This window comes from Virgibacillus siamensis (assembly GCF_039522605.1).
GTDB classification, from domain to species: Bacteria; Bacillota; Bacilli; order Bacillales; family Amphibacillaceae; genus Lentibacillus; species Lentibacillus siamensis.
The window spans coordinates 578053-601885 of sequence record NZ_BAAADS010000025.1 but is presented as its reverse complement, the minus strand read 5'-3'; the positions used below and the strand labels follow the sequence as shown (position 1 = coordinate 601885).

The 23833-nt window shown below is 40.8% G+C and carries 25 protein-coding genes and 1 pseudogene; 19 read left to right on the top strand and 7 right to left on the bottom strand.

The genetic code is table 11. The features are described from left to right. Positions 1 to 295: 295 nt before the first annotated feature. Positions 296 to 1315, bottom strand: coding sequence for a DUF3231 family protein (locus ABD010_RS18100; RefSeq protein WP_343816341.1), 1020 nt, complete (start codon positions 1313 to 1315; stop codon positions 296 to 298). Between the two features lie 241 nt (positions 1316 to 1556). On the opposite strand from ABD010_RS18100, the gene ABD010_RS18095 reads away from it, so the two are divergent. The 5 genes from ABD010_RS18095 (at position 1557) to ABD010_RS18075 (ending at position 3769) form a co-directional block, all read left to right on the top strand. Further along, entirely contained in the window at positions 1557 to 2120 is a 564-nt protein-coding gene (locus ABD010_RS18095) for a CBO0543 family protein (protein ID WP_343816338.1), read from the top strand. Between the two features lie 18 nt (positions 2121 to 2138). Beyond that, positions 2139 to 2429: a hypothetical protein gene (locus ABD010_RS18090; RefSeq protein WP_343816335.1), complete on the top strand. Its 291-nt coding sequence runs from the start codon at positions 2139 to 2141 to the stop codon at positions 2427 to 2429. Then, positions 2426 to 2962: a hypothetical protein gene (locus ABD010_RS18085; RefSeq protein WP_343816332.1), complete on the top strand. Its 537-nt coding sequence runs from the start codon at positions 2426 to 2428 to the stop codon at positions 2960 to 2962. The genes ABD010_RS18090 and ABD010_RS18085 overlap by 4 nt, the downstream gene beginning before the upstream one ends. Positions 2963 to 3107: 145 nt before the next feature. Then, complete coding sequence (locus ABD010_RS18080) at positions 3108 to 3329, top strand: hypothetical protein (protein ID WP_343816329.1); 222 nt, start codon at positions 3108 to 3110, stop codon at positions 3327 to 3329. 170 nt (positions 3330 to 3499) lie between these two features. Next, positions 3500 to 3769 carry a hypothetical protein gene (locus ABD010_RS18075; protein WP_343816326.1) on the top strand — a complete coding sequence of 90 codons (270 nt, stop codon included), beginning with the start codon at positions 3500 to 3502 and terminating at the stop codon, positions 3767 to 3769. Positions 3770 to 3793: 24 nt separating this feature from the next. Here the strand turns inward: ABD010_RS18075 and ABD010_RS18070 are convergent, their stop codons facing one another. Next, on the bottom strand, positions 3794 to 3967 hold the full coding sequence (locus ABD010_RS18070) for a hypothetical protein (protein WP_343816324.1): 174 nt from the start codon (positions 3965 to 3967) through the stop codon (positions 3794 to 3796). Between the two features lie 159 nt (positions 3968 to 4126). Between ABD010_RS18070 and ABD010_RS18065 the strand changes: the two genes are divergently transcribed. Further along, positions 4127 to 5065, top strand: a complete 939-nt coding sequence (locus ABD010_RS18065) for an SDR family oxidoreductase (RefSeq protein WP_343816322.1) — start codon at positions 4127 to 4129, stop codon at positions 5063 to 5065. 270 nt (positions 5066 to 5335) lie between these two features. Beyond that, positions 5336 to 5500 carry a hypothetical protein gene (locus ABD010_RS18060; RefSeq protein ID WP_343816320.1) on the top strand — a complete coding sequence of 55 codons (165 nt, stop codon included), beginning with the start codon at positions 5336 to 5338 and terminating at the stop codon, positions 5498 to 5500. Positions 5501 to 5736: 236 nt separating this feature from the next. On the opposite strand, the gene ABD010_RS18055 is transcribed toward ABD010_RS18060, so the two are convergent. Then, positions 5737 to 6318: an LOG family protein gene (locus ABD010_RS18055; RefSeq protein WP_343816316.1), complete on the bottom strand. Its 582-nt coding sequence runs from the start codon at positions 6316 to 6318 to the stop codon at positions 5737 to 5739. 302 nt (positions 6319 to 6620) lie between these two features. Here ABD010_RS18055 and ABD010_RS18050 point away from each other — a divergent pair, with 302 nt between their 5' ends. The 7 genes and pseudogenes from ABD010_RS18050 (at position 6621) to ABD010_RS18020 (ending at position 11621) form a co-directional block, all read left to right on the top strand. Beyond that, positions 6621 to 8126: an alpha/beta hydrolase gene (locus ABD010_RS18050; RefSeq protein ID WP_343816314.1), complete on the top strand. Its 1506-nt coding sequence runs from the start codon at positions 6621 to 6623 to the stop codon at positions 8124 to 8126. A gap of 216 nt (positions 8127 to 8342) precedes the next feature. Next, positions 8343 to 8537: an anti-repressor SinI family protein gene (locus ABD010_RS18045; protein ID WP_343816311.1), complete on the top strand. Its 195-nt coding sequence runs from the start codon at positions 8343 to 8345 to the stop codon at positions 8535 to 8537. Positions 8538 to 9017: 480 nt separating this feature from the next. Then, a complete protein-coding gene (locus tag ABD010_RS18040; protein WP_343816310.1) occupies positions 9018 to 9206 on the top strand; it encodes a hypothetical protein in 189 nt (62 codons plus the stop codon). 323 nt (positions 9207 to 9529) lie between these two features. Then, positions 9530 to 9706: a YozQ family protein gene (locus ABD010_RS18035; RefSeq protein WP_390350842.1), complete on the top strand. Its 177-nt coding sequence runs from the start codon at positions 9530 to 9532 to the stop codon at positions 9704 to 9706. 93 nt (positions 9707 to 9799) lie between these two features. After that, positions 9800 to 10633, top strand: a complete 834-nt coding sequence (locus ABD010_RS18030; RefSeq protein WP_343816308.1) for a deoxyribonuclease IV — start codon at positions 9800 to 9802, stop codon at positions 10631 to 10633. 30 nt (positions 10634 to 10663) lie between these two features. Then, positions 10664 to 10822: pseudogene (locus ABD010_RS18025) on the top strand (Uma2 family endonuclease); the annotation flags it as partial. A gap of 301 nt (positions 10823 to 11123) precedes the next feature. Then, complete coding sequence (locus tag ABD010_RS18020) at positions 11124 to 11621, top strand: hypothetical protein (RefSeq protein ID WP_343816305.1); 498 nt, start codon at positions 11124 to 11126, stop codon at positions 11619 to 11621. A 95-nt stretch (positions 11622 to 11716) separates the two neighbouring features. Here the strand turns inward: ABD010_RS18020 and ABD010_RS18015 are convergent, their stop codons facing one another. Genes ABD010_RS18015 through ABD010_RS18000 form a run of 4 tightly spaced genes read right to left on the bottom strand, consistent with a single transcriptional unit; the run spans position 11717 to position 15053 of the window. Continuing rightward, positions 11717 to 12841: an ABC transporter permease gene (locus ABD010_RS18015; protein ID WP_343816303.1), complete on the bottom strand. Its 1125-nt coding sequence runs from the start codon at positions 12839 to 12841 to the stop codon at positions 11717 to 11719. Next, a complete protein-coding gene (locus ABD010_RS18010) occupies positions 12841 to 13710 on the bottom strand; it encodes an ABC transporter ATP-binding protein (protein WP_343816300.1) in 870 nt (289 codons plus the stop codon). The genes ABD010_RS18015 and ABD010_RS18010 overlap by 1 nt, the downstream gene beginning before the upstream one ends. Then, on the bottom strand, positions 13694 to 14509 hold the full coding sequence (locus ABD010_RS18005; protein WP_343816297.1) for a hypothetical protein: 816 nt from the start codon (positions 14507 to 14509) through the stop codon (positions 13694 to 13696). Before ABD010_RS18005 ends, ABD010_RS18010 begins: the two co-directional genes overlap by 17 nt. Then, on the bottom strand, positions 14490 to 15053 hold the full coding sequence (locus tag ABD010_RS18000; RefSeq protein ID WP_343816294.1) for an RNA polymerase sigma factor: 564 nt from the start codon (positions 15051 to 15053) through the stop codon (positions 14490 to 14492). Before ABD010_RS18000 ends, ABD010_RS18005 begins: the two co-directional genes overlap by 20 nt. A gap of 253 nt (positions 15054 to 15306) precedes the next feature. On the opposite strand from ABD010_RS18000, the gene ABD010_RS17995 reads away from it, so the two are divergent. From ABD010_RS17995 to ABD010_RS17975, 5 genes are all read left to right on the top strand, one after another. Further along, complete coding sequence (locus ABD010_RS17995) at positions 15307 to 16161, top strand: tyrosine-type recombinase/integrase (protein ID WP_343816292.1); 855 nt, start codon at positions 15307 to 15309, stop codon at positions 16159 to 16161. A 24-nt stretch (positions 16162 to 16185) separates the two neighbouring features. Further along, the gene (locus ABD010_RS17990; RefSeq protein ID WP_343816289.1) at positions 16186 to 19143 is read left to right on the top strand and encodes a Tn3 family transposase; all 2958 of its coding nucleotides are present in this window, start codon (positions 16186 to 16188) and stop codon (positions 19141 to 19143) included. A 486-nt stretch (positions 19144 to 19629) separates the two neighbouring features. Continuing rightward, positions 19630 to 22020 carry a hypothetical protein gene (locus ABD010_RS17985; RefSeq protein ID WP_343816286.1) on the top strand — a complete coding sequence of 797 codons (2391 nt, stop codon included), beginning with the start codon at positions 19630 to 19632 and terminating at the stop codon, positions 22018 to 22020. Then, on the top strand, positions 22017 to 22949 hold the full coding sequence (locus ABD010_RS17980; protein ID WP_343816284.1) for an ABC transporter ATP-binding protein: 933 nt from the start codon (positions 22017 to 22019) through the stop codon (positions 22947 to 22949). Before ABD010_RS17985 ends, ABD010_RS17980 begins: the two co-directional genes overlap by 4 nt. Further along, a complete protein-coding gene (locus tag ABD010_RS17975) occupies positions 22950 to 23831 on the top strand; it encodes an ABC transporter permease (protein ID WP_343816283.1) in 882 nt (293 codons plus the stop codon). The last annotated feature ends 2 nt before the right edge of the window (positions 23832 to 23833 follow it).

The following is a 23833-nucleotide window of genomic DNA, read 5'->3' as shown; positions in this document are numbered from 1 at the left end:
CTTAAATTCTTTCACCAATCGGCTGGAGGGGTACCCCTCCATAAATTTCTTAACTACTTGCACTTTATCGTCATATGAATACTTTTTCGTTCCCATAAATCATCGCCCCCATTAATAAAATTAACATTATGGTTGCACGATTTTAAAACTGTCTATTTTATAGGGACAATATCAATTGATATGCCCGATTTTAGGACTGATATGCTCGAAAACAGCACATATATGCTCGATTTTCAACTTAAAAAAATCTAAAAAGTGCAGTCTTTAACAAGACCACACTTTTAAACAAGCCCGCTCAACTCTGCCTTTTATTCCGCGCCAGCTTTTCCCTGTCCTTGATCCCTGGCGGCTGCTCCAGCCAGTTATTTTTAATCATAATATCAGCGCCCGTCTTGGCGAGTCCGCTGACTTCCAGCGATAACCGCTCGTAATTGAGTACCAGGTCTGTCCGTTGGCTGGCTGCCAGTGCGGTGGCATAGTTACCTATTCCGGCTGCAGTTAAAAGGGATACGTGAAACATCATTAGTTTATCGGAAAAGGTTTTGGTTGTGGAATCACTTACGGCAACATCAGGTACATGGGGAGCCTGAATATCATCCTTCATCAACGTGGAAACGAACGTTTTAATATGTCTACTGGACACCCGTTTGCCACGCAGCATAAATTCCTGTACCTCCTTTGATGGTGAGGTTTGTGCGAAGGCGAGGCACAACTTTAACCCTATGGAATTTGTTGTAATGTTCATATACAAATAGGAGATCTCAACAGCATTTAACGGACGCTTGCTGCTCAATGGATTCAGACCGCTCATATATTTTTTACTGTCCACAAAATCTGTTTCTTTGGGAACCTCAATGTAAGGCGGCCGTGAATTTATCCCTTTATGGAGCGCAATTTTTAGTGATTTCGTGTAAAGGGTATTGGTCTCATGTAACGCCTGTGAAAAATACGTGCATATATCCTCCCGATAGCTCAATGCAACCGTTCCGCTATATGTAAGCATTCCAACGTTCGCCATATGATTGACGTAGGTAAGGCAAAAAGTGTCCGTGAACAGCCAGGGTGCATCCATATTCACATCTTGTTCATTAAAACCATTCGGAATACTGTACTGTTCGTCTTTAAAGATAGCTGTTAATTTGTCAAGATGAGCGCACGAAATATCGTATGTTTCCTGTACCATCGGTTTAATTTCAGGATCCTGGATATGTTGCAACATAAATCCCAAAATACATTTTGCCATACTGTCATTCATATAAGCGGTCCAAAGTGACGCAATTTCCGAAGATGTTAAGTGAATTTTCTCATCGCTCATAATAATCCCTCTCTGATTAAGTTAGTTAACGTTATTATGTACAATAACCCATTATTTATGAAAAAACATTCCTTAACACCATCGGGTTCCAGCATTAGGAAATTTCTGCAGTCATGGAACACATCAATTTATTTGATTAACTTTACGAGGTGAGTTTCGAGCAGCAGGAATTCGAGTACACATCTGTTGCTGCATAAAAGTTCTCCTGGCTGCAAATCCTATCAGAAAAAAGGAGAACGGAATGGATAAAGAACAACAACAAGAAGTAATGGAACGTTTCTTTGACCGGTTTGATCAGCTTCATGATGAATTATCGCAATTTTGGCTGGACCATATTTTTCTCCATTGGGATTGGTGGATTGCCGCTATCCTTACCATTCTCCCATGGATATGCTGGATTTTTTATCATAAAAAAGACAGTACACACCGGTTATTATACGCTGGTCTGTTTTCCATCATCATTGGCATGACTTTTGACTACATCGGGACATCCCTTGGTTTGTGGCATTACACCGGTAAAGTCTTTCCATCGTTTCCGTCATGGTCACCTTTTCACTATTCCCTGCTGCCTGTGACCATCATGTTCTTAATACAGGTAAAACCGCATATTGCCATCTGGAAGAAGGGAATTATCTACGGTCTGCTGGCTGCGTTCATCGGTGAGCCGATTTTTGTTTGGGCCGGTTACTATGTAATGACCGGATGGATATCTATATTCTCAATCCCGATTTATGCCATTATTTATATGTTTTGCGACTGGCTGACCAAAAGAGAATCGTTTGAGCGGCTTTCTTTGGATAAATAAGTTTTGCGGGAGGAAATAATGAAACAGAAGGAAAAAGGTTTTCTTGGTTTTTTAACATTGCTCGGTTTGGTAATGATTCCTATATGGTTCAACAAGGGTCCGCGTAAAGACTGGACCATTGTCTTTTTGCTTGCCGGGTTTTTATCAGGCATGATGGACTTATTTGCTACGGCCCATAAGCTAATTCGATATCCTTCACAAATTTTCGGAAAAAAAATGAACATCAGCATTCTGTTTGCAGATTATCTGATTCGGTTTGTTTTCCAGTTTTACAACGTGAATACCCTTATGAAAGAAGGACCTGAATGAAAAAAGCTGACATCTATAAATCTCCTGTGACTGCAATGCTTTGGTCATTTGCTTTGCCGGGATTCGGACAATTGTATAATCGGGATTACTTGCTCGGGCTTCTGCTGATTACCTGGGAAATTGTCCTGAATTTATATTCTAATTTAAATATAGCATTGATGCATTCATTCCATGGAGATTTTGCAAAAGCACATGAAATCATAAACTATGAATGGGGATTGTTTTATCCATCCGTTTTCGCATTTTCCATGTGGCAGGCCTACAATAAGGCAATGGCTATCAGGCACAGACATAAGTATGATACGGAATTGAAGAAGGTTTATTTTACCGGGCTCTTTTTTGGATTGACTGCCGGGATGAACATTGGACTCACAGCCCACATTCATTTAAAGGTTAAGATGCTGCAATTTCTGGATGCTCCGGTTTTTAGCGGTGTTTTTCTCGGAATCATTGGTGCTGGTCTTGGTCATTTGATAGAAATGTTTGTCGAAAAAAGGAAGCAGCGGGAAGATAGCCAGAATACAGAGGAATGATCAAGCCCCTTTAATAGAGTATTTTGACTGCTTGATGTATGAAAAGATGTTCAACTGTGCACTAAGTTTGTCGAATCAAGATTACATTTATGTGTCTGGGGAAAACAAACAGTGACACACCAAAAGATGGGAGGATTATCGTGAAGTGTCTTATAAAGCAGTTTTACATGGTATAAAAGATTTAATAGAGGTTGAAAAGATTGCTGTTTTTCCCTATCCGACGCTTCCATATGGTTTGAAGGTGATGGATCGGTCGGAGGACTATATCATATTTTTTTACGATACGAACACGAATCAAGTGGTTCACTTGTTTAAAGATGCAGAGGATTATTGGTTTCGGGATGGATTCGGGAATCATACGTTGTGATTATTTTTGGGAAAGCCGCTATAAAAGCAGAAAAAATTCGACTCCACATTCTTTTTATTTCCCCATAAGCAGTTCAGGTTGCATGGATTCCATAAATTTCATATTTTTAAAAAGGGGACCTGCATTTAGCTGATAGCTTTCTTTTCAATCGGTTGATCAGGCGGTTTGACTTGAATATTGAACACAGAAAGGGGAGTTTGATATCTTGCAGCAGGTTGGTATACAGCAAACTATCGGACGAGTACAATTACGAAAAAGTAATGAGTGACTACCACTCCATGATTCCATTGGTAAGAGGCTGGGGTAATGGCAGACACTCCAGTGAGATCATGGGTGGCAGTGCTCGCTATGATGAACTCGTTAAGGAATTTGAACATAAATTAAACCGGAAACTGACCAATAAGGAACTGGAATTTATCTTATGGCTGGTTGAGCAGTAGAATGAAGTTCCTGTTTCAACACGTCTATATTACCGGATAATAGTTCACGTAGCGCGGGTTTGTGTAATACGGCGGTCTTGGGCCTATTTTGGGCATGGACCATGTGGATGCATTGGTATTGTACAGTAATTGCACTTCCTCATTGGATTGGTTAATGAGCAAAAGTTCAACTGTAGGATGATACAGACAATCTTGCATCGTGCTAACCTCCTTGGACGTTTATCACCATCACTGTATTCAATTATTGCCGAATATGGGACCGTTCATGGAGAATTTTTCTGCCGGAATTCGGTCATGCACAATTGACATCAGGGTGACATAACGTAAACAGATATTATTTTTTCTGGGAGGCTGCCTATGTCACAAGAAAAGCGCAATTTTAAGGAAAATCATCATGATCCAACATATCCGATGTATCCCAATTACGGAAAAATCACGCGTTACGAGGATGTTCCGATTACAGTTCCGGAACAACGTCAGCTGCGTCAACCGGGTGTTGAGGAATGTATGGTCCCCAGGCCTATTGTTGATAACCCGAATTACCTAGGGAGCGGTAAACTAAACGGAAAAGTTGCCCTGATTACAGGTGGAGACAGTGGAATAGGTGCAGCAGCAGCAATTGCTTTCGCTAAAGAAGGTGCTGATGTGGCGATTGCTTATTTGGATGAACATAAAGACGCATGGCGGACTAAAGACATAATTGAGGGACTCGGGCAGCATTGTCTTTTATTGCCCGGTGACCTGCGAAACAAGCAGCAATGTATTGACATCGTGGATAATACGGTCGAAGCATTCGGGAAGCTTGACGTCCTGTGTAATCATGTTGGCATCCAGTTTCAGCAATTGAGTCTGCTCGATATTTCTGATGAACAATTTGATGATACATTCAAAGTTAACATTTATTCGCATTTTTACACGACACGAGCGGCACTCCCACATTTAACGGCAGGCTGTTCCATCATTAATACATCTTCGGTAGTGGCGTATGAAGGGAATGACCAGTTGATTGATTATACCGCAACAAAAGGTGCCATTGTCGGCTTCACACGCGCACTCGCCAATAATATTGTCGATCAGGGAATCCGTGTGAATGCGATTGCCCCCGGGCGGATCTGGACACCGCTTATTCCGGCAAGTTTCTCAGCGGATGTTGTTACCCAGGCCCCTAATCCGATGGAACGTCAAGGCCAGCCATTTGAAGTGGCCCCTACGTTTGTCTACCTCGCATCTGATGACTCCCGCTTTGTCACCGGGCAAACACTGCATGTGAATGGCGGTCAATGGACCTCATCGTGATGAAGCCTATTTAATTTCACAAAATATATGTACGAAAAGGCCGACAAACATATCTCCATGATTTCGTAAAGGATATCCACGATTTTTCATTTAACAACTTTTCCTCGATCATAAGTCTGCCTTGTATACAACAGATGGTAATATTTACCTTGCATTAATCAGTAGATGATGTGACATAAGACCATATTTAGTGTAAGCTATAGTTGTCATGCTGAATAATCTGACAAAGAAATGGTGTAAAAAGAGATCAATTAGGGGGATTTACAAGAAATGGCAGCAGATAAAAAGACATACGAGGACAAACAAATCAGGATTGATCCGACATTGCATCGGGAGCTGAAAATTCTCGCGCTGCAAAAGGAACAGTCACTGAAACAGATTGCCGATGATGCGATTGCCATGTATTTAAGGTACGAGAAAAGTCACACATCGTAAGACATAATGATGAACAGGAAAATCTGCTTGAAACAAAAAATCGTGAGACAGGGCGGGGTCGCTGATTGTGGTAACCTCGTGAAAACGATCAAGTTGTATAAATCAGACAACCACCCGGACCCAGGTGTATTGGACCGGGTGGTTGTTTAGTTGGCGGTTAAGAATTAAATCCTTTCTTACTGGCTGTTAACCAAAAGCTTGTTGACAACCAAGTTTCTAATTTTTACAACGTCAATTCACGTTTGTTTCCGATTAATATACGTTCTTACGGCAGGTGGCTCGTATGAATTGAATTTATCCAGCAAGACATCCGGACGATTATCAACCAAAGCCATCTCACGAAATTGTTCCTGTAGAAATGCTTGATCTGCCATATGATGTATCAGAGATATTAGCGGGTCATAATAATGGTTAATGTTCAGAAGGCCACATGGTTTCTGATGCATTCCAAGCTGTGCCCAAGTGAAAACTTCGATGAATTCCTCCAATGTTCCTGTCCCGCCAGGCAAGGCCATAAATCCATCAGCCAGCTCGGCCATTTTTGCCTTGCGTTCATGCATCGAATCCACCACAATCAGCTCTGTCAAATTTGGATGGGAGATTTCTTTTGCCTCCAGCATTTTGGGAATAATACCAATAACATTGCCGCCGTTTTCCAGAACGGTATTTGCAACGGCACCCATAATCCCAATGCTCGACCCACCATACACAAGTGTGATATGCTGTTTTGCCAGTTCCTGTCCCAGCTGAACAGCACCATCTCTGTAAGCCTCGGACAGTCCATTGCTTGAACCGCAAAATACAGCTAAGTGTTTCATCGTTACACCACCCAGTTGAAATTTACTGTACCCTTATTATATCGGTTTAACGCATTACCTGCACGGCATAAGCATATTGTAAGGTATACAAATGCGCGTATAGGCATGCAATTGTTGGAATTTTTTTCTAGTTTGCATGTCAAAAGTTTGGTAGCATAAGAATAAAGAACCAGCGCTTTGAGATTGGGTGCACATTTTGTTTCATAGCTGGACACCTATCATAACTACATAGATGGACGAACACAGATGGAATGTACTTTCCGGGATTTCCCGGGGAATAATTCACATTGGGAGTGTTGTTGATGCCGTACATTAGGCGAAATAATATTTCCTTTCATTACCGGAAATATAGGTCGGAAAACCCGTATGCACAGGAGACGCTCATCCTGTTGCACGGATTGGGACCTGACATGAACAGCTGGCAGCATATCGTACCGTATTTTTTACGGCATTATCATGTATTTATGTATGATTTACGCGGATTTGGAAAAAGCGAACCAGGTAATGAAACCTTGTCGCTTGATTTGCTGACAGAGGATTTGGCTTTTCTCATTAACGTATTCGACATCCGGAATTACCACTTGATTACACAGGGTTTTTCCGGATTTATTGGTGTCAGGCATGCTGGAAATCAGCACACACAAAACATGCAGACACTGACATTGATGACAGCTCCGGTTTACTTTCCAAAAAAACTCGGCAATAACATTATTCAACGACGCAGAGAGTGGGTGGAGGAAGTCGGCTCTTTACACCCATTGGCCAAAATGATTATCACACAAAACTGCTATCCACTCACCGAAGAAAAAGCAGCCGTTCTGTTTGAGGCATATGACCGGGTCGCCCCGGAGGATTATTTTGCCCTGTTCCGTAATCATTTTGAGGATGATGCAGCGGAACAATTAGGGCGGGTGCATGTACCGACATTAATGCTGTCAGGAGCGGAAGATACCGTCTATCCGCCTGAATTGTTTGGTGCAAGTGTTCAACTTTATCCAAATGCGAAACATTTCATCGTACCGAATGCCTCGTTTATGATGCAGATGGATCAGCCTGGTCTGGTGTCGGATTGGATTCATCAATTCATTGAAAAAAGCACAAGCAAGCCGGACCAGAACTACAGGGATTATCGTCAAAAACTGAACGACGAACTGTACAGAGAAATTAACTCAATAAAAGTACATACTGGTACATTGGATGTTAACTGTATGAACGGCTTCAGTGTCTACTTGGGTGGTCAGCGGGTGCATGGTCAATGGAGTAAACGAAAAGCAATGCAGCTGCTCGTCTATCTTGCCATGAAACAATCGGTGACAAGGGAGGAGCTGTGTGATGTGTTTTGGCCGGAAACTGATCTAAAAAGTGCCAAAAACAGCCTGCGTGTCGCTCTGCACCATCTGAAGAAATTGTTTGAGACTAATACAAACACTCCGATTCTGGAGAGTGATAAGGAATTTGTGTTTTTACGTGGGCATATTCAATGCGATATTCGTGATTATATGGAAAAAATCAAGCATGCCCACCAGCTTAACAATGCTGTGGCGCGGGCGGAATCTTACAGACAACTGCTTAGGGAAGCACCGGATAACCCGCTGCCGGGATTGTACGACGAATGGTTTATCGATCTCCGCAATTACTTGGAACAAGAACAGGGTACAATGGCACTGTTTCTTGCTGACTATCATGAAAAGAACAATGACCGTATCATCTGCATTGACTATATGAAATTGGCTGTTCATTATTATCAGAATGATATCCATTTACAGGAGCGGCTTTCGGAACTGGAAACGAGGATTCGGATCGGTTGAATCAATTTAAATTTTTCCCGGCTGGTAATGAATCGGTAATGGGGGATATGGTAGCGTCGTAGTAGAATGTTCCCACCACAGCATACGCCGCGGGAATACAAATCTGATAGTCCAGTAAGAAGCATATCTGTCAAAAAATTTGGCAGCTTATTGGTATCCATCAAAAAAGATTGGGCCGCCTGGTGTGAGTTAGCAAAGAAAGTGAAGGAGGAGTGTATGACTGATTTGCATGGTAAACTTGATGATGAATGGGTTGTTCTTATTAAAGCAGCAAGGGAACTGGGCTTGAGCAAGGGAGAAATACGATCCTTTTTATATGGGCATGGAACCCTAAGGACCACTAAGGTGTCCTCAGAAGTTGCCGGCAAAGTTGGAAAGGTGGCAAAAGACGGCCATCTTCATGGAGCGTAACATTAACCTAGCAACGGGGAATCGTATTCGGTGAGCGGATACGGTTTTTTGTTTGTCCGGCTCCAGCACCCAGCGACTAGCAGTGAACTTGGTGGGACGAGCATTTAGCGCAGTCCCAAACTTCACACTTCCTCACTACGATAAAGAAGACTTGCCGATGGTGAAACCAGAGGCTTAGTCGCACTTATACCCGAGTGGTGAAAGTCAACATCGGTTCGTACTTTAAAGAAGGCCGACTAAAACCGGCCTCCCGCGCCAACGTCGACACACCCCTATGAAGGGGCGTGTTTCCTTTATCTCATTTAAGGAAGATCGGCTAAAACCGCCGCTTTGCGCGGCAACGCCGACCCACACTAAATGGCAGGGCGCAGTTTGTACGTCGCTAAACGGGCGCTTCCGCTTTTGCTCTTGTATTTTTATATAGCTCATTCCGCTGTCCTCTGGTAAGCTGAACTTAGAATAAATGTGATGGAGGGCTAAATGATGGAATTGGACAAGACGTGCCACAATTGTGGAGGGGATGCATTTACAGAGGCAATGGATTACATTAATTTGCGTCCGGTGGATAAGAAAATGGCAATTGGAACAGAAAAAGTATACACGATATGTTTGGATTGCGGAGAGGTCGTTTCGATAAAAGTAAACGATCCGAAAAAGCTGCGTGACTGAGTATATTCGACGGGAGCGGACAAATTTGGATAAAAGATCACTTGTTTCGATCATACTAGGGATCGTTGTCATATTAGGACTGCTGGACATCAAATACCAGGGGTTATTCTACAGGATGCTGCCCTGCCGGATGCAGCAGAAATTAGCAGAAGTATTTCAACATGAACAGTGCTGCTGCACAAACGGCCGTTCGGAAAACTAACGATTCCTATCAGAATACTGTGTTCCATGGAAACGGAGCGCAGTATTTTCGTGTCTGCATGAAAAGCCTGGTTTGCTGCAAGATAAGTTGTGAAGGAAATCAATTTAATGGAGGGTTAACGATGCAGGACAAACGGAAGAATAAAATCGACAAAAAAGACAGCAGCAACATTGCGAAACACAATTTTAATGCCTCTTATTATAAGGGGAAAAGTCAATTTGAAAAGGGAATGGCCGAAACGCACGAGCAGGTATCAGACGATTATGCAGAAGGAACGATTGATCAAAAATCTGACTGAATTGCCGGACAGATTCTGGGGCAGGCCTCATTCTTCGGAAGTGGCCCTGCCTTACATTTTATTGGACACAATGTCAACAGCAGGTGAGCTTTTATGAAATTTGGCAGTCATGTATCGATACGAAATGGATATCTAGGCGCTGCAAAACAAGCAGCGGCGATGAATGCAGCAGCTTTTCAATATTTCCCCAAAAACCCGCGAAGTCTGTCCGTGAAAGATTTCAGCATTGACGATGCGACGGCCTGCAAAACGTTTTGTGCTGAAAACAACCTCGAGTCCATCGCTCATACACCATATCCAACATCACTCACGCCAAAATCGGATAAGAAAAAAGAAAACGTCGTGCAATCGCTGAAAAATGATCTTGAGATAGCCGATGCATGCGGGTCAATTGGTGTCGTCGTACACTTCGGCAAGCTAATCAATGATCATGATCCACTCGCAAGTTACCGGCTCATGATTAATATGCTGGATGAAGTGCTTGACGAATGGAAAGGCACATGCAAAATACTGCTGGAAAATACCGGCGGAAAACCCGGCACAATCGGAACAACGCTCGAGGAACTTGTTCAGGTGCGGCACTTATCGGAGCAGCAGGAAAAAATAGGTTTCTGCCTGGATACCTGCCACGCATTTGCAAGCGGTTTATGGAATGGTCAAAACTGGGATGAAGTACTCGAGAATGGGACGGAACTCGGCTACTTTGAGCACCTTAAAGCTATTCATTTCAACAACTCCAAATATGCTGCCGGCTCAGGAAAAGACCGTCATGCTAATATTTTTGAAGGTGGGTATATTCGTCTGGAACAATTTGATCAGCTGATGCAGACAACGGATTTAACGGATGTGCCGTTTATTTTGGAGACGCCGAAAGAGGTGGTTTCACACCGAAAGGAGATTAAGTTACTGCAGGAGCGGTGGGGATAGAAAATTTAAACCTACCCTATTGTTAAAATCGTGGTTGTTGAAATTTTAAGCCCTTCCAATCAATCTCATGATTTGGTGACAAAGCTGAACATCTATATGAACTATGGTGTCAAGGAGTATTGGATAGTAAACCCAATGCTGGACACGATTACGGTATATACATTAAATGATGACAAAAAGTATGAACAACATGGGGGTACTCCGAGATACGTGTAAAATTAGGACATAGCGTGGGAATAAAACTCACTTAGGATTTTAAAAGTTTAACAAACTTTGTCAATTACAAGTCAGGCAAATTTTAGGGGGGGGCTTTTGTATTAATTGTCAAAATATTTATAGTTCTTAATGCTCATTTTTTGTTAAAATATATTTACAAATCTAGCATTTATGATATAAAAGAGTAAAGGAAGTAAAATTATTGTAAAATTCCATCCGGTTTTTGGTATTTCCGATATTATTAACCGGCTCCTTTGGAAGGGAGGTGATTAACTTGAGAAAACTCCTAACAACTATTTTAACTTCTATGATATTAGCAGCTGTTATAACTACCCCGGCATTTGCGGCAGGTACAAATGAAAATGGTATCGTTTATAATGCTCCAGATCAACCATCAGAGCCTTTTAGTACACCTGCATTTTCGAAAGAATACCACCCTACCGATAAATCTGGTTGGCAAACCGTAGCTCTTGATAAGTGGAAAGAAGTAGATGGAGATTATGTCACTACCCCCCATTCTTTTGCCGGTGGTGGTGTTAAAGCGTGTTTCACCGATCTACATCATGACTACACTGTCCAGTTGTGGGAAAATGACCCCGTCAGTCCGGATGATAAATATAAAGATGAAAAAACGATTAATTCCGGAAGTGAAAATAAAGATTGTGTAACCTGGAGTGGTATTGGTGGGGATTCTGGAAAAGAGGAACTATACGTAGAACTGAATAAGTCAACTGATAAAAAAGAAACTATTAAAATCGAATGGTTTGATTAATATAATCAATATTGGGTAGAGGAAATCGATTAAGATTTCCTCTTTTTCTATTTTTTTTATACCAAATTGTGTCCTCACATCTGGAGACTAATATTTTACGCAGCCTGTTTCTTGGCCATTACCTTGTAAAGCAGATATACAATTAAAGATGTAGATACTACCAACAGTCCTATTGCAAATATGGGATATAAAACTGGATATCCAAACAAATTAACGGTATTAAATTCCTGAAACAAGACATCCACAATCATCATATCAGCATAGGTGAACTTAAGGAGCGTGTAAAAAGTATCCATATTAAAGGGAATAAATTGTTCGACTAAAATCGGAAAGGCAATAACGAATCCGCTGATGAAAAAAGATATAATGGAATTTCTGGTTAAGGCCGAAACCAATAGGACAAACATTGCAAAGCCACAGGCTGCTAAGAACTGGAAAGCTACTTTAATCCATAAATATGACCCTAAATCAAAGGAATAAGGAGACTCCCAGAACTTTTGTATGGATTGAAGGGGTGCTTTCCATCCGTAATTCCCGTCCGTAAGTATCCAATATACCAGGTCGATTCCTACCAAGAAAAGCAATGAAATAAAGATAAATATGATGGACGCTATGATTTTGGCAAGGACTATCGTTCGCCGGCCAAGTTTGGAACTTAACATATACTGGTTAACTCCGGTCGTTACTTCTTGCGTGAAAATAGATGAAAGACCTACAACAATGAGTGCCCCCAAAATAACATAGCCATACGTACCTACAAAATCAATAATTTGTGTAGCTGGTCTATTATAGTACATATCCTGATAATCTATGTCTTTTATCATTTTCTCTTTCAAATTTAGATTGTGATGGACATAGTTTGATTGGTTTTTTTGATTGTTTATTTTTTGTTCAATATGATGAATTTTTCTTTTTTGTGATGCATTGTACATTCCAACCTCTATTACAGCATCATAAACATTTCGCAACTTTAATTCTTTCCAAGAGATATCGGCTTTCGGGTTTGCCTGTTTCTGGACTATCTCATCATCTTTTTGTTTGGCTAATTCAATTTCTTGAGCTGTTACAGGACCTTCCCATTTTTGATAAAGTGAATGAAGAGACGGACCTTTCATTTGATACAGGAAAAACAAGGTGACAATCATTAAAAGAGCTGCGACAAGGTAAATGGTTTTTTGAGTAAACATCTTATATAATTCAAATTTAACCAGATCTTTCATTAAGTGGCCTCCTCATCAAAGTAAAACAAATAAAGGTCTTCCAGATTTGGGTTTTGATGTATGGCATCTTCTGCGGGCTTTTCATCAGAGATTAGACGAATTTCAATCCCGTTCCCTCTTCTAACCACATTCCCCATTTTGTACTGATTTTGATACTTTGTTATTTCTTCATCAGATACTGTGACAAGCCAAACCTTTTCATCAATCGGCTTCAATAAATTTTGAGGATTGTTCTTTGCAACCAATTCCCCTTGCTTCATGATGATGATTTCTTTCGCAATATAATCAAGGTCCGACACAATGTGGGTAGATAATAGCACAATCCGGTTAGATGCAATTGCTGACATCAGATTACGAAAGCGAATTCGTTCCTTTGGATCAAGCCCAGCAGTTGGTTCATCCACAATTAAAATCTTTGGATCATTTAACAAAGCCTGTGCAATACCCACCCGTTGTTTCATTCCTCCGGAAAACTTACCGACCTTTTCACTACGGTGATCTTTTAAACCAACCAGTTCCAATAACTCTGGCACTTTTTTTTTGGCTTGTTCCCTTTCCAAGCCCTTTAATGACGCAATATACATTAGAAGCTTTTCCGCTGTAAAGTTTTTATAAAGACCAATGTGTTGCGGTACATAACCAAGTAGTTCGCGGTACTCATGATCGAGTTGAAATATATCTTCTCCGTCAAGTTGGATAGTGCCAGAAGTGGGCCTTGAAATCGTTGCAAGAACACGCATTAAGGTAGTTTTCCCAGACCCATTGGCACCAAGAATGCCGTACACGCCCTCATTTAATTCAACACTAAAATTATTAACAGCAGTCTTTTTTCCAAATCTTTTCGTTACATGATCAATTGTTAAATTCAAAAGAAACACTCCTTTTGCTAAATCGGTAGATTTGTACTATTAAAACAGTAACTGCTGATATGTTCAATGCAATGTAATAAAAAACATGGATATCATCAAGCCAATTATTTGTCTGTTGAGAAATAATCACTCCAAAGGAAATAATCACCCAAATTACCATAGAGACACTCGTTGCAGCGTAACTGTTTCTAAGTTTACTGGTGATTAGGAATGAAAAGGCCGAAACTACTGTAAATGGTGTCATCCAATAAAGAATTAACTTCCATAGCCAAATTCCATCTGTAAATAATGGTAGGATTAAGGTGAATAATACATTTAAAATCAAATTAAAACCGCCAACAATAACCATTTTGGATAACACAATTTCTTGCAAAGAGTGTTTCATGGTCATTTCAAGTTCGGCCATGCCTTCATTCCGGCTTTTTAATACTTCGATTAAGCCAAAAATTAATGGGATCGGAGCCAGAAACATAGCGGTCAAATAAGGGTTGACTCCTTCTAAGAAAATCACAAGAAGACCCACAATATAAAATAAGGTGTTAGAAACCCAAAACAAAAGACTTATATTAATAAATTCGTGACCGGATCTTTGCAGTAAAGGAATCATCTTCTCATATAATAATAGGGTTTTCCTCTTTTTTATCGGAACGTAAGGCCGAATGGCATCAATGGTATTCTCCATTTCCAAATCACTTGGAAATTCAACATCGTATTCATCCAACAAACCAGCTAAACGACGTTCCTGCTCCAGCAGTTCTTTATCCAATGAATCTTGGTTTTCACATCCTCTTCTGCTCATGTTTTTCACCTCTTCTGATGATAACCTCAAGTTTGGACAATCCTTGTCTCAACCGGGATTTCACCGTTGATTCCTTTGCCTTGGTTACTTCGGAAATATCTCTGATTTTAAGATCATGAAAATATTTTAAAAGAACAACTTCTTTTTGGTACTCAGGGAGCTCCTCGACTGCTGCTTTCACCTGTTCCCGCGTTTCCTTTTTCTCAAAAATATAAGGAACCTGATTCTGTTCGTTTGATAAATAATCAGGTAACTCCGATTGCTTCGAGGTGACCTTGTAATCAGCACTTTTCCAATAATCCCGACAATGATTGACGGCCAAAGTATATAACCAGCTTTTAAATGAACCTTTATTAGAATAAGTATCGATCTTTTTAATCATTTTAATAAAAATATCTTGGGTTAAATCATAAGCACTATCTTTATTACCCACTTTACGGTATACAAAAGAAAAAATTGATTTATAGTATCTTCTAGTAAGTACCTCCATTGCTGCTTCGCTTCCGTTCATAATTTCGTGAATAAGTTGCCGATCCTCGGTCACCTTTTTCACCTCCACTTATTCAGACGAGATTACAGTTCTAAAAGATTTAAATGGATATTACATTTTTTAATGAACTTCGTATAAAAATAGCTCTGTTGTTAATTTCGATTATACCCATTCAAAACATTGAAACACAATAATAATTGTGTTGCATTAGATGGTTTGAAACCTTATAATGAATATAGTTAATGCAACACAATTTACAGAATAACATTTGATTTGCAATGCAACACAATTTATGGAGGTCATACACATGGATTTTCTAAATGAGTTTACAGCGTATCTTCAGAAAAATACAAAAAGCGAAATTACTATTAGGGGTTATAGACAAGATATGAATCAATACTTCCAATGGTTTCACAATTCATATGGTAAAGAATGTCCGGCCTTGTACCGTGAAAATGTATTAGAATATGTTAGCTTTTTAAAAAATGTTAAAAGGCAAAATGCAAAAACTATCAATCGTAAGATTAGTAGTCTTTCCAAATTCAACTCCTTTCTGATTGAAACAAATATACAGGATGATAATGTCGTTGACAAAACAGACATGTTAAAGGTTCAAACCTCCTACGCTTCGCCAACGAAGGTGACAGAGATTGAAGTGAAACAGTTTTTGCAAAACGTGTTGGAAAGTAGTAACAAGCGAAATTATGCCATAGTCGTCCTTATTGCTTACACTGGTCTCCGTATTTCAGAGACTCTTGCCGTTAAATTAGATGACTTTAATTTACAAACCGGTGAATGTATTATTCGAAATGGAAAAGGAGACAAACAAAGGGTTGTGCTTTTTAACAGTAAGGTTATTCTAGCCCTGAGACAATACTTAAAAGTACGAGATAAATACTCGACTGCAGAGAACTCGCCTTATCTCTTCATTAGCAAAAAACGGGACAGGTTAGATCGGACGGTCGTGAATCGCATATTTAAGAATTTTAGTAATTCAGTGACGCCTCATCAATTACGTCATTTCTTTTGTTCAAATGGGATTGAAAAAGGACTTAGTATTCATGAGGTAGCCAACCAGGCAGGTCATTCCAATGTTCATACAACTTTGCTGTATACCAATCCGGATCAGGAAAAATTAAAAAATAAAATGGAACTGCTATAATTTTTAATAACAGGGGGATTCTCTATGTCATCTATCGATCGAACAGCATACCCACGATTCAAACGAAATTTCAGTAAAAACGAATTGGACAAGGTTTACACACCTACGTTAGAGGAATTGAAATGGATTCGTAGCATCGCTCGTGGATCCTCTTCAACCCTGAACCTTATGGTTTTGCTGAAGTGCTTTCAAAATCTCGGATACTTTCCTAAATGGAATGGTATTCCATCCACAATTATTACACATATTCGAAACTGCCTTCATTTGGATGACCAAGTAAAGATTGGTTATCAAAACAATCGAACCCTTTATCGCCATTATCAATTTATCCGTGAATACATCAACGTTCGCTCTTATGGAAAACAGGCACAGAGCGTGGCTATTCATGCGATTCAACAATCAGCCGAAACCATGGACCATCCGGCTGATTTAGTGAGTGTGGCGGTGGCTGAACTCGTGAACCAATCTTATGAACTCCCGGCATTTAGCACGTTGGACCGTTTAGCTCGACGTATTCGTCGACTCATCAACGAACAATATTTTCACAACGTCATGGAACAGTTACCTCAAGAAGAACGACAGCACATCAATCAGTTGTTACATAAAGACGGAAACCATTTTTACAGTCCATATAATCGCTTAAAGCAGTTACCCAAGAAACCTAATCTATCCCAAATTAAAGTACAAATTGATCTCTACCATTGGTTGCTGTCATTTGGAGATGCAAACAAATATTTAGCAGAGATTCCTCCCGTAAAAATCAAACATTTTGCCGGTCAAGCGAAAGTCTTAGATGTCCAGGAAATAAAAGATTTTAGCGATGCAAAACGTTATACGCTTGTGTTGTCGTTGATCAACAATGTTCAGATGAAAACCAGGGATAATCTGGCAATGATGCTTATGAAACGCATGGGAAATCTCCATAATGCCGGCAAAAAAGAATTAGAACGGATCCGCAATCAGCAGCGGGAAAAGACTGAGCATCTCGTTTCAACATTCACGGAAGTCCTATATGCCTTGGAGGAGGATAGTCGTGTCGAAGATGCCGGGCAAAAAATCAAAGATGTCTTGAAAGCTCGAGGCGATGTACGAATGCTGCTAGATGACTGTGAAGCTGTAGCGTCGTATCATGGCAATAACTACTTGCCACTTATTCTCAAATTCTTTCGGTCTTATCGCTCCACCCTGTTCCGTTTGGTGGAAACCCTGACCCTTACATCGACGAGTCAAGATACTTCTGTCCTGCAAGCCCTAGATTTTATCATGGAGAACCATCATCGAAAAACCAATTGGCTGCCCGATCACGTTGACTTGTCCTTTGCGACGGGACAATGGAAGCGAACGGTTCGGGTGAAACAAAGGGGTGAGTGGAAAATTCATCGCAGGCATTTGGAGGTTTGTGTCTTTTCATACATCGCCCAGGAACTAAAGACCGGGGACATTTGTGTGCACGGTTCAGAAACCTATGCTGATTATCGAGACCAATTGTTAAGTTGGGACGAATGCCAACCAATGCTGGAAGATTATTGCCATGAAATGGGCTTTCCCATGGATGGTAAAGGATTTGTGAATCAGTTAAAAGCATGGATGATCCAAAAATTAAAAGAGGTCGACTATTCTTACCCTCAAAAAGAGAACGTTGTAACTATCAATGACGACGGTCGGCCCATCTTAAAAAAACCACCACGTAAAAAACCCGGTACTTCATTCAAGCGCCTGGAAACTTCCATCGAGAAAAATATGCCTGAGCATCATGTAATAGATATGCTTGGAAATGTGGATTATTGGGTGAACTGGAGTCGTCACTTTGGCCCTCTTTCGGGTTCAGAACCCAAATTAGAGCGTCCAAAAGAACGATATATCTTGAATACATTTACACATGGGTGTAATTTAGGTCCTAGTCAAGCTGCACGACATATGAGAGAAAATATCACGCCCAAAACCCTTTCCTTTGTTCATCAACGCCATGTTACGGTGCAAAAATTGGACAAAGCTAATCAAGATATTATCAATGCTTATGCAACCTTGGATCTTCCCAAGCGATGGGGAACTGGTCAGACAGCTGCAGCAGATGGAACTCAACGTGATACGTATGAGAATAATTTGCTTGCTGAAAATCATATTCGATATGGGGGATATGGAGGAATTGCCTATCACCATATTTCGGACAACTATATCGCTTTATTTAGCCATTTCATTCCTTGTGGAGTATGGGAAGCCGTCTATATTATAGAAGGACTTTTAAAGAACGAGTCCGATGTTCAACCGGATACTCTGTTTGCAGATACGCAGGGGCAATCCACTCCGGTCTTTGCGCTCAGCTATTTATTAGGCATCCAACTTATGCCTCGCATTCGGAACATCAAAGCTTTAAAATTTTATCGCCCTACGAAAGATATTGCGTACCGGCATATCGATGCGTTATTTAGCGATGCCATTGATTGGCCATTAATCGAAACACATTGGCAAGATCTTATGCGAGTCGTGCTTTCCATCCAGGCTGGGAAAATGTCGTCGCCTCTTCTTCTCCAGAAGCTTAGCAATTATAGTCGTAAAAATCGCCTGTATCAAGCCTTTCGTGAACTCGGGCGTGTGGTTCGTACTATTTTCTTATTATTCTACATCTCTGATATGGATGTCAGAAAACAAATTACAGCCGAGACGAACAAAGTCGAAGCTTTTCATGGCTTTTCGGATTGGCTTTCATTTGGCGGTCAAGGGATTATCGCTACAAACGATCCGGAACAGCAAGAAAAAATCATAAAGTACAATGAACTGGTATCCAATGCCTTAATATTTCACAATGTTATAGATCTTACAAATGTTTTAAGTTCCTTATCGAAGGAAGGTTATGAGGTATACGCCGAGGATATTAGTCATCTAAGCCCCTATTTAATGAGTCACATTAAAAGGTTCGGAGAATACACGATTAACTTAGAGTTAGCGCCTCATCCAATAGATGGACGATTGGTATTAGATTAATGGATGGGAACATTTCCCATCCTATGTCCTAATTTTACACGTATCTCGGAGTACCCCCAACATGACGTGAAGACAAAGACAGGGGAACTTAAATCTAAATTCCTGGATGGTTTTCACCTTGATTTAGCGTACATTTTTTCAGATTAAATTTAACTACGAAATACCTGTCACACTTTAAAACGGAAGGGAGAATTCTCTCTTCCGTTTAATTTTTTTGCCCCAAAATTTTTTCGGCAGATTTGGGTTGTAATCCGGCACGTTTGGAACTTATTTCGGAACTTTTTAAATTTATTCGGAAAAAAGGGTCGATGATTCGGCACTTTTTGCGTTTTATTCGGAATTTCGTATGCAGGATATTTTTGTTTCCACCTTTTAAAAACAGCCAAGGAAAATCCCAAAGTTATCCATGATTATGTTACAATTTTTGTAGATTTGTAATATTTGAATTAGCAGGGAGTTATTGTCATGGAAGCAAGGGGGAAGACGATGAAAAGACACATAATAATCGTCGGACTATTTGTGCTGATTTTTACGCTTTTGGGGATTGATTATACATATACTGCACATGCCGACGAGCAGGACAGATTGGAAATAAAGGTGGAAGCAGGTTTAAACGGAAAAGCGAAGAGGTCTGAAGGTTTTCCTGTCACATTAACGATTACGAACAAACAAGAAGAATTTACGGGAGATCTCGTCGTTACCTTACCGGCTGGCAACAAAGTCATACCTATTGACATTGCAACCGGAACAACAAAAAGCATTTCTTTCGCATTACCGGCGATGCAGGAAATGAATAGGTTTGGGCCAAGACCTAATCAAAATAGCCAGCAATTTCATTTGTATGCGGGTGACTGGGAAGATGGTCATGAGGTGCCGATTGATACCAGTCTGGAAGTGACCCCAACATACTTACCTCCGAACAAACTGGTGATTGGCGTGCTTTCTGATCGGCCGGACAGTTTGAATTACTTAAAATTAACATCGTTTTATGGAAATAATCCGGAAGTTATAACGCTTGAGGCAAGCGATATCCCGGAAGATTCAGGGGGGCTGGACGCCCTTGATTTACTTGTTATCAACGATTATTCGGTTGCTGAATTGCCTGAACAGAAGCAAGAGGCGATAAAAAATTGGGTGCGGAATGGCGGATCGATTGCAACGGGCAGTGAACCCGGATTAAAGCAGCAGCTTGGCACACTTGCAGATATATTGCCGGTAACCATCACTGGAAAAAAAACCGTCCAAAAAATTCAAGGCTTTAAAGATCTGTATAAAAAGCCGATTCAGGCAAATAACTTGGAATTGTTCAAGGGTAAAATCGATAAGGATGCTGCTGTCATATATAAAGACGGCTCCATTCCGTTAGTTGTTGAGAAGAATATCGGGAAAGGCGATATTACCCAATTTACCTTTGATATTGGCCATCCGGCACTGGCAGATTGGAAAGGCAACGATCCGTTATGGCAGCAAATTGGAGACGGCAATCGTCAAAATCCAGGAATGAATAGCAGAAATGTATATCCGGGTGAAGATTTAGGGAATATTGTCAGAACTTTTCAGAGCTTGGCGAATTTTAACGTTTCAACACTTGTCCTGGTATTTGCAGCCTACTTACTGGTGATACTCCCTGTTCTGTACTTTGTTTTAAAGCGGATGGATAAACGGGAGTGGGCTTGGATTGTCATTCCTGTGCTGGCGATTGTTTCAAGTGTTGGATTATATACAGTAGGCGCTAAGGATCGGGGCGGCGCTGTGAAGACGAATCTGATGTCTGTGATTTCCGTAAATGAACAGGGGCTGGGCAGTGGTGAAGGGGCTATCGCTTTGTTGTCCAAAGGTTCCGGCTCCTATACATTATCAGTCAACAATGCGTTTGATCCATTTCCTGGTGAAAGACGTTTCCGTGCACCGTCACAGCAGCAGTCGTATTCAGATTTACCTATGATTGAAGCAAGTGGAAACAAAGCAACGGTTCAATTCCGGAATGTTGAATTTTGGTCACCTCGAAGTGTGGAAGTTGAGTATCCTGTGAAGAAGTATGGTCAATTCGCGTCAAACTTAACGCATGGTAACGGTGAAATTTCCGGCAAAATCACGAATAACTTTGACTATGATTTTCAGGAAATCTATCTGATCAGCGGAAACGATTATCATAAAATTGGCGGGTTGGCTGCCGGCGAAACAAAAAAAGTAAATTTCGATGTGAAAAATAAGACGTTTTTCCAAAAACCAACAAACCAGGCTGCCTATCAATTATTTGGTCGCCCCGGTCAACTGGGGCAGCAGAGTGATGAACAAAAGAAGGCCGCGCTTCTATCCAATGCAATTCGAAATTACAAAGACAGCAGCCGTAATACACCAATGATTATTGGGTTTACGGATGAATCACTGTATCCGGTAACGGTAAACGGGGATGAAACCGTTCAGAATAATCTTCACCTGTTTATGCAACCGGCAGCGATTCAATTGCCCGAAAAGGATACCAGTTCACTTACATCGGAAATTAACGTGCCAAAGGTTTCGGTTGAATCGGGTCAAATTTATCATAACGGCACGAGACAAGGTGAGCAGTTTTTTGAAGCAAGCTCGGGTTCATATCTGTTAACGTATGATCTTCCGGAAACATTAAGTGACCGTTCATTTCAATTAAACGAATTGCGTATCAATATTAAAAGTCGGCGGAACGGTTTAACGTTTTCTTTGTATAACGCAAAAAATGATTCCTACGATACGGTAGATCAAAATGTGGCTTCATTTAACCAAAAGGCAGACAAAAAATATCTTCATAATAATCAGATTGTGTTGAAGGTAAGTTCATCTGCAGACGGTCCAATCGAAGTTCCGGCTGTTACGGTGGAAGGAGTGATAAACCCATGATTGAGATTTTGAATTTAACAAAACAATATGGTTCATTTACAGCACTTAATCATCTTAACTTGACGATCGATAAAGGTACCGTGTTTGGGTTTGTTGGTCCAAATGGTGCCGGGAAATCAACGACCTTTTCCATTTTGGCAACGCTATTGGCACCGAGCAGCGGCACTGCATATATAAACGGTTTTGACGTGACCAAGGATCCGAAGCAGGTCCGGAAACATATTGGGTATGTCCCTGATTTCTTTGGTGTTTACGATCAGTTTAAGGTACATGAATATTTAGATTTTTATGGTGCCAGTTATCATATTCCAAGTGCCGAAAGAAAAACAATCATTCCGCAGTTACTGGAACTTGTCAATTTGACGGACAAAACCGATGCCTATGTTGATTTATTGTCAAGGGGGATGAAGCAGCGCCTTTGCCTGGCAAGGGCATTAATCCATGATCCGGAAGTTTTAATATTGGATGAACCTGCTTCAGGGCTTGATCCTCGTGCACGGGTTGAAATGAGAGGTATATTACGGGAACTGAAAAATATGGATAAGACAATCATTATTTCATCACATATTCTTCCGGAGCTGTCTGAGCTCTGTGATGAATTAGGGGTTATTGAAAATGGTCAACTGATTGCTAATGGGAATGTCAATCAGATTGAAAGCCAGCTGCAGGCGCAAAAAGTGTTGTTGGTCACGGTTCATGAAAAAGTTGAGCAGGCTATTTCTTTTTTTGAAGATGATCCGAATGTTCTTGAGATTGACCGAAGCGAACAGGATGCCCAACAACTGCAACTGTCGTATCAGGGGACGGATGATGAACAGGTGGCATTGTTGAAAAAAGCTGTCGGCAATGGGATTCCTATCTTAACGCTTTCGCAAAAACAAACGAATCTGGAAGACATCTTCATGGAAATTACCAAGGGGGGTGAGTAAATGAGTCGGCTGCAGGCATTACTTATTAACCCGGTGTTAAATAAGGAAGTAAAACTGAGGTTTCGGTCATTCAAAAACTTTTTAGGTATATTCTTGTTTCTGCTTGTTTGCGGTGCGGTTTGTCTGGCATTTATCTATGTGGAAACACAGTTTACCCGTGATAGTTTTACAGCTTCCGACAGTAAAAATTTATTTATGCTGCTTTCAATGGGGCAGCTTGGTTTAATCGTCTTTATTACTCCCGGATTGACAGCAGGTTCGATCAGCGGGGAGAGGGAAAAGCAAACCCTGAATATTATGCTGACAACCCAGCAATCATCAACATCGATTATCTTGAGTAAGTTGTTTTCTTCCCTTTTGTTTTTAACGTTAATGTTAGTTGCTTCTTTACCCTTTTACAGTATTGTTTTCCTGTATGGCGGCGTTTCACCGCAGATGGTACTCGTTGCATTCGGATATCAGTTATTAACGATGCTGACAATAGGAAGTATTGGAATCATGTTTTCGACGCTTCTTAAGAAAACAATCGTATCCACAATCACCACTTACGGATTTATGCTGTTCCTAGTCGTGGGAACGTTTATTCTGTTTTTTCTTTTGATGCAATTAATCTTTGGGGCATCCCAAGGACAAATGGGAACCGGTACCAATAATAATTTTTTACCGTATCTGGTATTGATGTTTAATCCGGCGGCGGCGATGCTCGCTTCGTTTGACATGTATATGTTCACGTATCAGTTTCAGCAGCTAGGGATTGACTGGCCGCTTTGGATAGGGTTCACGCTGGCTTACCTTGCACTTGCGCTGGTGGCGTTATTCGTTGCAGTCAGCAAGCTGCGTCCCGGTACAAGGGTGAAGAAAAAGGAAACGGAGAAGGAGTAGTA